Raw genomic sequence first — 13,385 nt, 5'->3', positions numbered from 1 at the left:
GAATTAAAAAGCTCGGCCCTGAGGCCGAGCTTTTATGAGCAAATAACTAAATTACTTGCCTGGAACAGCATCAATCCAGTGCTTCTCAGCGTAGTCACGCTGAACTAGACCCATACGAGCCTGGTAGTGAGCACGGGCAGCAACGTCCATTGCTTCCTGGAATTTACCAGCTTCAAGTGCAGCCTGAGCTTCACCGATACGCTTTTTGGTGTCACGCCAAGCGAAGCCAGCTTCCTGAGCTTCTTTGTGCTTAGCTTCAGCCGCTGCGATCAGTGCTTCTGCGTTTGCTTTGTTAGCTGGTTTCATTGCCATTACCTCTTCTTCACGAAGAGTATTGTACTTCTTACCATTCCATTCGAAGGTACCGTTTGCGCCCTGCTGAGCACGCGCAGTATCAAACGCTTTCTGGAAAGATTCAGCTGACGCCAAAGTACTTGTTGTAAGTGCAGCTACAGCTGCGATCATAGCGATCTTTTTCATCTGTATGCTCCTTACTTACGTGCGCCAGGACCGTTGATCTCAATGCCGTTAGACATGTAAGACTGGAAGTACTCTAGGTTGCGGAACGCAGCGCTCTGAACTTTTTCTGGCTCAGAACGTGAGTCACTGTGACAACCTTCGTAACGACGGTGCAGTGTACCCAATTCACCCCACTTTGAACGGAACGTTGGGAAGTTAGTTGGGTGACCTAGTGCTGGTGATGGAAGATCCGCACGGATCAGACGGTTAGTACCTGTCATGTGACAATCTGCACAAGAAAGGTTTAGCTGACCACGCTTAGAGTAAAAGAACTTCTTACCATCAAGGTAAGCAGCTTTTGCCTTCTCATCAGGGATCTTGATATCGAATGCATTACCACGAGAAGTGTAAGCCATGTAGCCAGAAACCTGCGCTAGCGCACCTTTCTTGAAGCCGTATGGTTTTTCACCGTTGTTGATTCGACACTCTTGGATAGCCATCTCAAGTGTTACCACTGTTTCACGCTCAGCGTTCCACATTGGGTAGTTTTGACGGATACCAATACCACCATTCTCAAAACAATCTGCTAGGCTTTTGCCGTTAGCAAATGTCTCATTGAATAGCTCTTCACCCTTTTCGACATCGAATTCGTATGGAGGGAACTCTTCGATCTGCTCCCACTGTTCGCGAGAAGCAGCATCTACTGCGTAGATACCATTACCGTATTCGTTAATCTCTACACCAGGAAAACGATCCTGCATGTACTGTTGCAGTGCAAGACGGTCCGCCTCTGGATTTACAGTCGCCAGAGTAGCACCGGTAGTAGCAGCTGAAGCCATCTGGCTCGCTGCAGCCACGCTCAATGCGAGCAGTGTACTAGTTATTATTTTCATGTGTCCTCCGTAAGGAGAGATCAATTACTTGATCTCTTCAGACTCGGTTCCAGTTTTACCTGTGTTTTCAGTCCAAGCTATATCTAGCATGTCACCCTTTGCACCACCAGCGAATGAGAACGCTAGGTACGGGTTTTTAGAAATAGCTGTGTTTAGGTTAGCTTCAAAAACAACCTTACCTTTGTGAGACACAGATACAACTGATAAGAACTTAGCTGGGATTAGCTTGCCGTCTTTGCCTTTCTGAAGGCCAGTGTCCATGTTGTGCTTACCCATCATTTTGACGTCAGTAGAGCCGCCTTTTGCTTTCGCTTTAACTTTAAAAATACCCATGATATTTCTCCTGCAATAGGCGACGGATTAACCGCCACAGCCACCGATTGTTACTTTAACTTCTTTAGAAGCGCTGTATAGCTTACCGCCAGCCTTAACTACTGCAGTAACCATAGTTGTTTTACCCATGCGAACACGAGTAGAAACATCAGCTTCTGTACCAGCAGGAATAACGAACTCAGCTGCTAGTGGTGTTGGGTTCTGCTCAACAAGGATTGAGATAGACTCAACGTTAGCTAGCTTAGAGCTTACAGTTACAGGTACAACTGCACCGTTCTCAGCGATATCTGGTGCCTTAAGAACTACGTCAGCACTAGCTTCTGCAGCGCCACCGTATAGTGCGTTTAGTGCATCTGATTCTGATTTAGCTTCAAATGCTGATTTGTTCCATGCTGCCATTGCAACGCGTGGCATAAGAGCGCCAAGGCCCATTAGCGCACCGCTTGCAGCGATTGCTTTTACTACTGTACGACGATTCATACTCATTTTAACTCCACCTGTATCAAGTGATCAGTACTGGTAAATATATTCAACAACTGCGTCAATTTCTGCCTCAGTGAGGTTATCGTGACGTCCGAATGGAGGCATGATAGTCAGAGGATTTTTAACAGTTGGATCCCAAATCTGAGCACGCAGATCTGCTTTATTTGGGAAACGTGCTTTCATTGCAACGATCATAGGTCCCTGGTTACCCGCTTGGTTTGCAATTGGGTCCTGGATGTTGTGACAAGAGATACAGTTACCACGAGTTTTAGTGTGGTATACCGCTTGCCCCTCTTTAATCATTGCTTCGTTATGTGAACCCGCGACTGCAGAACCTGCTACACCAAGTGCTACGCCGGCCACTGCGAGGGCTGAGATCAACTTTCGCATGGTCACTCCTTCAGTGATCTGACGCTTACGCGTCTTTTTATTATTAATTGGGGTGGCAGAACCACCCCGTTTATATCTTGTCGAATTAACGACTAGATTCTGCCATGAAGGCTACAGCGTTTGCTACCACTTCGTCAGATAGGTCCATACGACCACCTTTCGCTGGCATAACACCGTTGCTGCCCTGGTACCCGTTGATCGCGTGATCAACTAGAGTATCCATACCCTGAGCGATGCGTGCTTCCCAAGCACCCTTATCACCCACTTTAGGCGCGCCTGCAATGCCCATGCCGTGACATGCTTTACAAGCACCTTCATATGTCTCTTTACCAGCCTGAGCGGCAGCTGATAGCTCACCCGCACCTTCAGACTTAGCTTCTTCTTTAACTTCAACACCAAGCTCTTTTAGACGCTCTTTCTCTTTCTGAGCTTCTAGTTCGTGCTGAGCTTCATGCGAAGCAGCTGGACCATCTGCACCTTCAACGAAGTGACTCACAGGAGTTACACCGCTGATTGTACCTACAACGTTCATAGTTGCTGGGTCAGCACAATCTTTCATACAACGTTCGTTTTTCACGTCTGGACGTGGGTCTACGAAGAAGTTTGGCTCGTTAGGCATTTTCACGCTTGCGAGGTTCTCGTTAGTTAGAACAAACTCTTCATCAACCAACTCGTTCAAGTATAGAACATATGCTGAGATTGCGTATGTCTCATCAGCAGTTAGTGAACGTGGCGCTGGGAATGGCATCGCACGGTAGATGTAATCGTACAGTGTAGATGCGTATGGCCAGTATGAACCTACAGTCTTTGTTGGACGATCCTGAGCAAGGGTACCTTTACCACCTGCTAGTACTGGCCAACGACCTTCACCTTCACCGAACAGACCGTGACACACTGCACACTTCTCTTCGTATAGACCTTCACCGTCAGATACAGAGCCTTCACCAACTGGAAGACCTAGACCATCTGGACGAACATCGATATCCCAACCTGCGATCTGTTCAGCAGATGCAGCAGAACCGAAACCGTACTGGCCGCCTGCGTTAACAGTACCAGCAACAAGAGCACCCGCTACCGCAGCAGCAGCTAGGGTAGGCTTAGCTAATTTGAACATTCTTAACCTCCCCGGTGTTCAATACTTTCCAAGTGTGGATTGAGTTCTTATGGTAGATAGACTCAACACCACGTACAGCACGAAGCTGTTTAAGTGTTGGCTGTACATAGCCAGTTTCGTCGATTGAACGAGACTGTAGCAACCATGGCTGACCATCCCACTTAGTCACTAGACTGAAGCGAGTCAGTGATTTCTCAAGCACTAGGCCTTTCAGTTTAGCTGGAGTCCAAGTGACACCACCGTCGAATGAGATATCAACCTGTTTGATCTTGCCGCGGCCAGACCATGCGATACCTTCGATCTCAACCATACCAGGACCAAGTAGTGGTTTTTCCGGACATGGATAAGTGATAACAGAGTTAGATTCCTGTACGAATGTAAAGCGACGTGCTTTACCGTCTGCCATAAGGTCAGTGTACTTAGAAGTCTCTTCACGGTGATGCCAAGGCTGATCACCCACTTCAATACGACGTAGCCATTTAACAGAGGTGTTACCTTCCCAACCTGGGTTAAGAAGACGAACTGGGTAACCCTGCTCTGGACGAAGCATCTCACCGTTCTGTGCGTAGACGATAAGTGCATCATCAAGCGCTTTTTCGATTGGGATCGAACGTGACATGTGCGCGCCGTCTGCACCTTCAGCAAGAATCCACTTACCTTCTGGTTTAACGCCAGCTTCTTCAAGAAGAACACGTAGAGGAACACCGGTCCACTCACAGCAAGATAGCATGCCGTGTGTAAACTGTAGTGCTTCCATCTGTGCACCACGCCACTCCATACCACCGTTGGCAGGACACTCGATGAACTTAATGTGAGACTCTGAAGGGAAACGCATTAGATCTTCCATAGTGAAGATCAGAGGGCGATCAACTAGACCGTGGATGATTAGACGGTGCTCTTCAGGGTTAATTGTTGGTACACCACCGTGGTAACGCTCAAACACTAAACCGTTAGGTGTGATGATACCTTTCAATTCGTGTAGCGGAGTCATAGAGATCGAAGAGATCGACTCTGCTGTCAGCCAAGGTACTGTACGACGAACAACGTCGCTTTCAAACTTCGATGGTTGACCGTATGGGTATTCGATTACACCGTGACCCAACTGGCGGCCCCAGCTTGGTTCATTAGGTGGTAGGTTAGACGAGTTAACCATTGAATCCGCAACTGCAGAGCCAGCTACGCTAGCTGCTGCTACACCACCTACAGCGGTGATACCTTTACGGAGAAAATCGCGACGATCGTTCGATGAGAGTCCGTCAGACTCTTTCGCAAGCTGGGACATTAGCTCACGAGTCGTCGGCCCCTTGATGATTTTGGCCATCAAATGCCTCCCGGCTGGTTGAGTTATATAAATTTGGTACTAGGACACATTCTACGCGCCCTGCAATCCTATATAAAAATAAATTCTAGCTATATTCAGTTTTTAACTATAACTAGTAGTTCTAAGCAAATTAATTGAATCTGGCTAGAACCCTTACCGTCCGTGGATTTATACAACAACCCTAGCAAACTTTTTGCGAGATTGCGTAGTTCAATTGGAAATAGTTAGCCTAAAGGATAAGTGCACTGCACAATTTTCAGAATTAAGGAATGCCTTAACCTAATAAGTCACCACTTATTGAACAGTGGTGATCTGAATGGGTTCCATCATCTGAACACCAGAGGCCGCTTCAGGCTTATCTGCATGCGATGTGGTCAAACTTAAAATGGTGCTCTCATCTTGAATACCATGTGGGTAGCCAAGTTCAAGCGATTTGAAATCGAATAGCTTTTCATCCGCTAGGTGCGAAGGCACAACATTACAGAGCGCACGGAACATTGATTCGATACGGCCAGGGAAACGCTTATCCCAGTCCTGCAACATCTCTTTAATGTTGGCGCGTTGCAGATTCTCCTGCGAACCACAGAGGTTACAAGGAATAATCGGGAACTCCTTCATCTCTGCATATTCTGCGATATCTTTCTCACGTGAGTAACAGAGCGGGCGAATCACCATATTCTTACCGTCATCAGAGACAAGCTTAGGTGGCATCGCTTTTAACTTACCGCCATGGAACATATTCAAAAACATCGTTTCGATTATGTCGTCGCGGTGATGCCCTAAGGCGATCTTGTTCGCACCGATCTCTTCTGCAAAACCATACAGAGTGCCACGACGCAGACGTGAACAGAGACCGCAGGTGGTTTTGCCCTCAGGAATAACTGACTTCACTACCGAGTAGGTGTCCTTCTCGATAATGTGATACTCGACACCGGTAGTTGCTAGGTAGGCAGGCAAAATCTCTTCTGGAAAGCCAGGCTGCTTCTGATCCATGTTGACCGCAACCAGTTCGAAATTAACTGGCGCGCTGCGCTGCAGACTAACCAAGATGTCCAACAAGGTGTAAGAGTCCTTACCACCTGATAGACAAACCATCACCTTGTCGCCCTCTTCAATCATCTTGAAAGCTTCAATCGCCTGCCCTACTTCTCGACGAAGTCGCTTGTGCAACTTATCGAAGCGAAGTTTACGTTTACGATCAAACTCATTCAGAGTTGAAGATTCAGACATTAGATGGACCTATTTAGGGATTCTGGTTTTGCGAGGCGGCGATTATAACTAAAGGTTGGGCGAACTGAAATCAGAGCACCTCAAGTACAGCTGTCGCGACAACTATATATCGAAATAGCTTCCCTACACCGATAAGTAGCAGACTCAAGCCAATATTAAAACGCAACCAGCCTGCAACTAGACAGAGCGGATCACCAATGATGGGAAGCCACGCCAGTAAAAGCGCAAAAGGACCTAACCGCTGCAGGAGCGTCGACGCTTTAAGATCGTTTGGTTTGTTTAAAAATTTTGCTGGGTAACGTGACGCAACCCACCACCCCATGGCAAAGGTAACCATCGAACCGAGCAGATTACCTGCCGTTGCTATAGCAACCAATGATAGCCAGCGCTCCGGAGATGCATTCACTTGATAGCCAAGCAGCAGTTCGGACCCACCCGGCAGAAGCGTTGATGAGATAAAAGCAGAGAGAAAAAGTGACCAATCAGCCATCACGTTAAGGTTTCCAAAAGCTACTGCATCGCCGCCTGCACACAACGCAACACACCCAGACTATAGGCGCCAGCAAAATGATCGAATACAGGCTTTAATGATGCTCCGTTAACAGCCGCACTGGTGATAATCTCCTGCTCGATCTGAGAGATTTCAGTCAATGGCAACTCAACAACTTCGGTGAGTGAGATAGCGCCAGCACCGATCCACTCAGCAAGAATATTCATAAGCTGTTGGGGTGAAAGGTGCACCTTTGCTGAGATCTGCTCCACACTCATACCGATACGGTAGAGCTGCAGCACCTCCTCTTTCTGATAATCAACCTCTTTGGCCTTATCTTCCGAGAGCGCTTCATTGATCACTTCAAGGAACGCCTCGCCATAAAGATCGAGCTTACGATCGCCAATCCCAGAGATACGTCGCAGTTGCATTGAGGAGGTCGGCTTACGCTCAACCATCTCCATCAACGTTGCGTCATGGAATATCACATATGGAGGGTCATCCTGCTCATCGGCAAGCGTTTTTCGACAAGCTCGCAGTGCTTCCCAAAGCTTAAAGTCCTCAGCATCGAGTTGCATCTCAGGCTTACGGGATTTCGAGCTAGATGTCGAAGTGCGTAACTTACGCTTATCTTTGCGAAGCTCAATCTGCTCTTCACCTTTAAGAAGAGGTCGACACTGCTCGGCAAGATAGAGGGTGCCATGATCAGCCGTAACCTGAAGGTAACCACGCGCCACGAGCTGGCGAAATACCGAACGCCAGGCGTTGCGGTCCAACTCTTTGCCAATCCCCCAGACAGACAGTTTATCGTGGCCACGCTCATGCGAGCGATCGTTATGTTCGCCCAATAGAATATCTATAACTGCATTTACACCGAACAACTGACCACTGCGATAGACCGCCGACAAAGCTTTGCGAGCAACTTCAGTACCTTCCCACACCTCTGGCGGGTCAATACAGTTATCACAATTACCACAGGGCTGATGTTCTGATTCGCCAAAATAGGAGAGCAGCACCTGTCGACGACAACTGGTGATTTCACACAACCCCAACATCGCCTCAAGTTTTTGTCGCTCTATCCGTTTCTGTTCAGCAGGCGCTTGGCCCGCCTCTAACATCTGGCGCTGAAAAATCACATCCTGCAGACCATAGACCATCCAAGCGTTAGCTGCTTGACCATCACGACCTACACGCCCTGTCTCTTGGTAGTAGGCTTCAACAGATTTCGGAAGATCCAAGTGAGCCACATATCGCACATTAGGCTTATCGATACCCATACCGAACGCAATAGTTGCCACCATAATGACGTTATCTTCTGTTAAGAAGCGATGCTGATGGTGTTCACGCAGTTGAGCAGATAGGCCTGCATGGTATGGCAGGGCGTTAAATCCTCGCTCACTTAACCAGGCAGCAGTATCTTCGACCCGTTTACGCGACATGCAGTAGACAATCCCTGCATCTTGGGCATGTTCTGTACGGATAAAGTTAAGTAGCTGTTCGCGTGCCCTATCCTTCTGCATGATGCGGTAACGAATGTTGGGGCGGTCAAAACCTTTAATGAATACACGCCCAGAACCCAAACCAAGACGATCAACAATCTCCTGTTGAGTACGAGCATCTGCAGTTGCAGTAAGCGCAACGCGGGGCACACCTGGGAAAAGTTCTGAAAGCTGACCTAGCTGGAGATACTCAGGTCTAAAGTCGTGCCCCCACTGCGATACACAGTGCGCCTCATCAATTGCAAAGAGCGCTAATTTTGCACGCTGCAACAGAGCCAAGGTACGCGGCTGAAGTAGTCGTTCTGGGGCTATATATAAAAGATCCAACTCACCGTTAAGCAGCATCTGTTCAGTCGATTGAATCTGCTCAAAGTCGATAGCTGAGTTGAGACAACCAGCCTTAATACCCAACTGCGAGAGCGCACTCACTTGATCCTGCATCAAAGCGATAAGCGGCGAAACAACCACACCAGTTCCCGGACGAACAAGAGATGGCAACTGATAACATAGTGACTTACCACCACCGGTTGGCATGATGACAAGCGCATCTTGGCCAGACAGCAAAGTTTCTACCACCTCGCCTTGCGGGTCGCGAAACTCTGAAAAACCAAAGGTGTGAAGAAGTTGATGGCGGGCGGAATCTAACATGCGGCTATTATAAACATGGGCTGAGCTAAGTCATCAGATATAGCGATAAACATACCCTCTGATAGGGTGTTAGATGTACACTAGCACTTACTGTAATTAGAGGAGTCTCGAATGAGCAACACAGTGGCACTTATTAGCGAAGAGGAACTTGATCTACTAGAGAACTTTCTTCTCTCGGATCAGGTTGCAGAATCAGCGCTCGATTTAGTTGGCGCACACGGTCTGCTATGTGCACTGAACATCTCACCCGAGCGCACGCCAGAAGCTGAGTGGATCGAACTTGTATTTGATGGCACTCCAAACTGGGAGAGTGATGCCCAAGCTAGCGAAATGACTAACCTACTTCGCAAGCTTAACAGCACCATCAGCAACGACCTTTACGGCGACCAAGAGATTCTACTTCCTTGCGAACTTACCGTTGATACCGATGAAGAAGTTGCAGAGCTACAGATCTGGGCTGAAGGCTTTATGGAGGGTGTATTCCTGCATGAAGATAGCTGGTTCGGTGACGAGGAGGAGGAAGTTGCAGGCCTTCTTCTACCAGTCATGGTTGTATCTGATCTTTTCGAAGAGCAGGAGATTCGTGATATCCGCAAGGACCGCGCACTTACAGAAGAGATGTGTGACCAGATCCCTGAAGTGCTTATTGATCTATACCTGCACTTCCACGCACCTGATAAATAAAACCCAAACCTTACAAATGAAAAGAGACAGGTGATTGGCTAAATCTTAATCACCTGCCCTACTTCACAGAAGCTGGTTGAATGCGCTAACTCTGCCCGCTTCTGTTCCAACTCCCGCTTTATCTCATCCTCTTGCCCTGGCTTTAAATGCATCAAATGCACCGCACAGGATTGCTGCAACTCGCTTAGATCTGCAACTAGCGAGCTCACCGTATGATGACCGCTAACGCTCGCAAGCGCCTGCTCCGCATCAGAGTAGGAGAGTTCAATAAAGAGATGATCTACAGGCTTGCTATTGAGCAGTTGCCACAACTCGTGTGTAGGACCAGTATCACCACAAAAACAGATCGAACTTAAGTCACTCTCAATCCGATAGGCAAAAGATGGGACAGTATGTGTTAGAGGAATTGCCTCGACCTTCAGACCTGCGAATTCAAGGCAACCTTCAATCTCAAGATACTCGATAAATGGCGCGTCGGCACTTGGTATCTGTGAAAAATCAGGCCAAACCTGCCAATTGAAAAGGTGTGTTTTAAGCGTATCCAGCACAACCTTTGGCGCAACAATTTTGAGCGGTGCAGCACGCCCTTCATCAAATGAAGCGATCAATAGAGCAATACCCGCCACATGATCTAAGTGAGCATGCGTCAGGAGAAGATACTCCACCCTATCCAGTTCAGATTTTGATAGGGTTGCGGCACCAGTACCGCCATCAAGCAACAGAAAGTCATCGACCAAAAAAGCTGTTGTTTCAGCGCTTTTTGCTAACCCACCGCTACAGCCTAAAGGCGTTATATTCATTGGGCTGCCTGCTCGTAAAGCTCTAGTGGCAGATCGTCCGGATCTTTAAAAAAGGTAAAACGCATACCTGTATAGGGATCGACACGGATAGGCTCAACTTCGATAGAGTGCGAGGTTAACCATGCAACCCATTGATCTATATCTGATACAGAGAAAGCCAAATGTCTTAACCCCTGCGCTTCAGGAAAGCTTGGCCGCTTAGGCGCGCCTGGCATACTAAAGAGCTCCACCTGACCACCATCAGGTAGGGCTAGATCTAACTTGTATGAGTCACGATCAGCGCGGTAGTTCTCATCCAATATAGTGAGACCTAAGAGATCGGTATAGAAGTGTTTAGAGCGGCGATAATCACTACAGATTATCGCCGCATGATGGATCCGATTCAGAACTGGACGAGTCATTAATAACTTACACGCACCGTGCCGTTAGAACGTAACACACGTACTTTATCGCCAATTCTGAAGAAGAGATTATTCTCCACTTCCTGAACAACAGAGAGTAATTTGCCATTATCCATGCGCAGAACAATCTCCTGCCCCTGAACTCGTGTCGCCTCTTCTTGAAGTGCTTGTCCAGCTAGACCACCCGCAACAGCACCCAAGACAGTTGCAATACTTGAGCCCTTACCACCACCGATAGTTGAACCAGCAAGACCTCCGACGATAGCACCGGCACCAACACCTACCGGATTATTTTTGTCGCCTTCAATAATAACCGGCGTTACCTGTTCAACAGTCGCGTACTCCAACTGCTGGACCTGACGCGCTTCAGAACGTGTATAAACATTTCCCTGCAGACTCTGCTGCACACAGCCAGACAAAGTCACCGCTGCAATCGAAAGGACTAAAAGTTTGTTCAAACGCATAGCAAACCTCACAAAATCAATTTAGTTAAAGCTTAGACATAATTCCTAAAAACGTCACCTTACAAAACATTAAATTTAGGACAAAAAAAAACCCGGTCTTTTTCAAGCCGGGCTGAATAGCAACGAAAGGACACTATGAAAGTCGCTCTCTTACCCCTTCAACATCGCAAATAACTCATCCTTAAGTGATAGACGACGTTTTTTGAGTTCTTCCTCACGGCTAGTTTCAGCAGGCGTTACTTCGGCCTCCATCAACTCAACCTGTTTAGTTACTTCATGGTACTCATCAAACAGACGTGCAAAGTGGTTGTTTGATGTTTTCAGTTCGTGAATGCGATCGCGCATTTCTGGTAATTCGTGAACTAGATCGTGATGTTCGCCGACCATTTGTGTAACTCCTAAAACAGATATTCGATGGAGCTACTATGCCCTATCAATTCGAGAAGGAAATTGACCCGCATCAATTAAATGAAAAGAGGGCTCAAAAATAGACAATAAACCCGTTTCCTAGTAACTTAGCGCGCTCAAAATTCACCCAATTCTCGACACAATGGTTATATGGAAACGTTAACACTCCAACCTCGCAGCTTTGCTAATGGCGAAGTTCAACTTCCTGGTTCAAAAAGCCTTTCGAACCGCATCCTGCTTTTAGCTGCTCTTGCTGAGGGTGAGACCCGTGTAACCAACCTTCTCGATAGCGCAGACGTCAGCCATATGCTTAACGCATTAACTGAACTTGGCGTTAGCTATGAATTAGCAAGCGATCGTCGTAGCTGTGTGGTTAAAGGCGTTGGTGGTGCATTCACCTGCAAACAAGCAGAGATGTTTTTAGGTAATGCTGGTACCGCAATGCGTCCGCTTACTGCAGCTCTTTGTCTAGGTGAAGGTGAATTCACACTGACGGGTGAGCCTCGTATGTATGAGCGTCCTATTAAGGACCTAATCGATGCGCTTGTTCAAATAGGTGCTGATATTAAATACCTAAAAGACGAAGGTTACCCGCCGCTTAAGATCAATGCACAGGGACTAAAAGGTGGCCGTGTCTCAATTCGTGGCAACATCTCTAGTCAGTTCCTAACTGCCCTTCTAATGGCTGCACCGCTTGCTAAAGAAGACCTAGAGATTGTGATGGATGGCGAGCTTGTCTCTAAACCGTACATCGACATCACTATTCACACGATGAAGCTGTTCGGTGTAGAAGTTATCAACAACAACTACGAGAGCTTTGTTGTTAAAGCGGGTCAGACCTACAAGTCACCAGGCGAAGTGATGGTAGAGGGCGACGCCTCTTCTGCCTCTTACTTCCTAGCAGCTGCTGCTATTGCTGGCGGTACCATCCGCGTCTACGGCGTTGGGTCTGAATCGATACAGGGCGACAAAGCCTTTGCTGAGGTACTGGGCAAAATGGGCGCTAAAGTGACTTACGGTCCTACTTGGATTGAAGTGACTAAAGGTGAGCTTAAAGGTGTAGATTTAGACCTGAACGCCATCCCAGATGCCGCAATGACCATCGCAACTGCAGCTCTATTTGCCGAAGGCCCTACTGCCATTCGTAACGTCTACAACTGGCGCGTTAAAGAGACCGACCGTCTTAACGCCATGGCCACAGAGCTTCGTAAAGTGGGTGCAGAGGTTGTTGAAGGTGAAGACTACATCGAAATCACTCCACCAGCAGAAGTACAGAGCGCAGCCATCGATACCTACGATGACCATCGTATGGCGATGTGTTTCTCACTAGCCGCTTTCGGCAACAACCCGATCACCATCAATGATCCAGGCTGTACCCGCAAAACATTCCCAGAGTACTTCGATCTGTTTGCTCAAGTTACCAAATAACTTAATTTAAATGCGGTGATGGGCTTTCAGCCTGTCGCTGTTACTTTTTTAAAAGCTATAGCTAGATCAAAAGCGAATACCCAGCCTAAAGTCTGGTCATTGGTACTTTTTGGTCAGCAAAAAGTACCCAAAAACTGACTACGCTCACTCGGCCTGCGGCACGCTCCGTTCAATGATTTTTCACTGAAGTCCAATAGGACACTGCAAAGTCGGCTCCTGCCTCCGTTGCAGACTTCGGCCATCCAGGCCTCAGCCGATTGAACTCTTAACCGTGAAAAACCATCGTACTCACTCTCGATCGGACGTGGACGACTGGCACGCGATTCGAATTTGGCACCCT

General features: G+C 47.7%; 16 protein-coding genes. 2 read left to right on the top strand and 14 right to left on the bottom strand.

Translation table 11 applies throughout. The features are described from left to right. Positions 1–51 precede the first annotated feature (51 nt). The 10 genes from HH196_RS02275 to recQ form a co-directional block, all read right to left on the bottom strand. The gene (locus tag HH196_RS02275; protein WP_169450477.1) at positions 52–480 is read right to left on the bottom strand and encodes a hypothetical protein; all 429 of its coding nucleotides are present in this window, start codon (positions 478–480) and stop codon (positions 52–54) included. 11 nt (positions 481–491) lie between these two features. Then, the gene (gene soxA, locus HH196_RS02270) at positions 492–1,352 is read right to left on the bottom strand and encodes a sulfur oxidation c-type cytochrome SoxA (protein WP_169450476.1); all 861 of its coding nucleotides are present in this window, start codon (positions 1,350–1,352) and stop codon (positions 492–494) included. Between the two features lie 24 nt (positions 1,353–1,376). Beyond that, positions 1,377–1,685 carry a thiosulfate oxidation carrier complex protein SoxZ gene (gene soxZ / locus HH196_RS02265; protein WP_169450475.1) on the bottom strand — a complete coding sequence of 103 codons (309 nt, stop codon included), beginning with the start codon at positions 1,683–1,685 and terminating at the stop codon, positions 1,377–1,379. A gap of 27 nt (positions 1,686–1,712) precedes the next feature. Next, positions 1,713–2,171, bottom strand: coding sequence for a thiosulfate oxidation carrier protein SoxY (gene soxY, locus HH196_RS02260; protein WP_169450474.1), 459 nt, complete (start codon positions 2,169–2,171; stop codon positions 1,713–1,715). Between the two features lie 24 nt (positions 2,172–2,195). Beyond that, a complete protein-coding gene (soxX, locus tag HH196_RS02255) occupies positions 2,196–2,558 on the bottom strand; it encodes a sulfur oxidation c-type cytochrome SoxX (protein ID WP_169450473.1) in 363 nt (120 codons plus the stop codon). An 85-nt stretch (positions 2,559–2,643) separates the two neighbouring features. Then, on the bottom strand, positions 2,644–3,672 hold the full coding sequence (locus HH196_RS02250; protein WP_169450472.1) for a c-type cytochrome: 1,029 nt from the start codon (positions 3,670–3,672) through the stop codon (positions 2,644–2,646). Next, positions 3,656–4,993, bottom strand: a complete 1,338-nt coding sequence (soxC, locus tag HH196_RS02245) for a sulfite dehydrogenase (RefSeq protein ID WP_169450471.1) — start codon at positions 4,991–4,993, stop codon at positions 3,656–3,658. Before soxC ends, HH196_RS02250 begins: the two co-directional genes overlap by 17 nt. 294 nt (positions 4,994–5,287) lie before the next feature. Then, complete coding sequence (ttcA, locus tag HH196_RS02240) at positions 5,288–6,223, bottom strand: tRNA 2-thiocytidine(32) synthetase TtcA (RefSeq protein WP_169450470.1); 936 nt, start codon at positions 6,221–6,223, stop codon at positions 5,288–5,290. Between the two features lie 70 nt (positions 6,224–6,293). Next, complete coding sequence (locus HH196_RS02235) at positions 6,294–6,713, bottom strand: YqaA family protein (RefSeq protein ID WP_169450469.1); 420 nt, start codon at positions 6,711–6,713, stop codon at positions 6,294–6,296. Positions 6,714–6,733: 20 nt separating this feature from the next. Further along, on the bottom strand, positions 6,734–8,860 hold the full coding sequence (gene recQ / locus HH196_RS02230) for a DNA helicase RecQ (protein WP_169450468.1): 2,127 nt from the start codon (positions 8,858–8,860) through the stop codon (positions 6,734–6,736). 111 nt (positions 8,861–8,971) lie between these two features. On the opposite strand from recQ, the gene HH196_RS02225 reads away from it, so the two are divergent. Then, positions 8,972–9,544, top strand: coding sequence for a YecA family protein (locus HH196_RS02225; RefSeq protein ID WP_169450467.1), 573 nt, complete (start codon positions 8,972–8,974; stop codon positions 9,542–9,544). A gap of 38 nt (positions 9,545–9,582) precedes the next feature. Here HH196_RS02225 and HH196_RS02220 read toward each other — a convergent pair whose 3' ends face one another. The 4 genes from HH196_RS02220 to HH196_RS02205 all read right to left on the bottom strand — a co-directional run bounded on the left by HH196_RS02220 (position 9,583) and on the right by HH196_RS02205 (position 11,596). Then, a complete protein-coding gene (locus tag HH196_RS02220; protein ID WP_169450466.1) occupies positions 9,583–10,344 on the bottom strand; it encodes a 3',5'-cyclic-nucleotide phosphodiesterase in 762 nt (253 codons plus the stop codon). Further along, positions 10,341–10,745, bottom strand: a complete 405-nt coding sequence (locus HH196_RS02215; protein WP_169450465.1) for a VOC family protein — start codon at positions 10,743–10,745, stop codon at positions 10,341–10,343. Before HH196_RS02215 ends, HH196_RS02220 begins: the two co-directional genes overlap by 4 nt. Further along, complete coding sequence (locus tag HH196_RS02210; protein ID WP_169450464.1) at positions 10,745–11,209, bottom strand: glycine zipper 2TM domain-containing protein; 465 nt, start codon at positions 11,207–11,209, stop codon at positions 10,745–10,747. The genes HH196_RS02215 and HH196_RS02210 overlap by 1 nt, the downstream gene beginning before the upstream one ends. 150 nt (positions 11,210–11,359) lie before the next feature. Then, positions 11,360–11,596: a YdcH family protein gene (locus HH196_RS02205; RefSeq protein WP_169450463.1), complete on the bottom strand. Its 237-nt coding sequence runs from the start codon at positions 11,594–11,596 to the stop codon at positions 11,360–11,362. A 171-nt stretch (positions 11,597–11,767) separates the two neighbouring features. Between HH196_RS02205 and aroA the strand changes: the two genes are divergently transcribed. Next, positions 11,768–13,045 carry a 3-phosphoshikimate 1-carboxyvinyltransferase gene (aroA, locus tag HH196_RS02200; protein WP_169450462.1) on the top strand — a complete coding sequence of 426 codons (1,278 nt, stop codon included), beginning with the start codon at positions 11,768–11,770 and terminating at the stop codon, positions 13,043–13,045. Positions 13,046–13,385 lie beyond the last annotated feature (340 nt).

It is taken from the genome of Marinobacterium sp. LSUCC0821 (genome assembly GCF_012848475.1).
Lineage (GTDB): Bacteria > Pseudomonadota > Gammaproteobacteria > Pseudomonadales > Balneatricaceae > Marinobacterium_E.
Note: the sequence above shows the minus strand (reverse complement) of the source record. Positions and strands in the feature narration are given on the sequence as shown.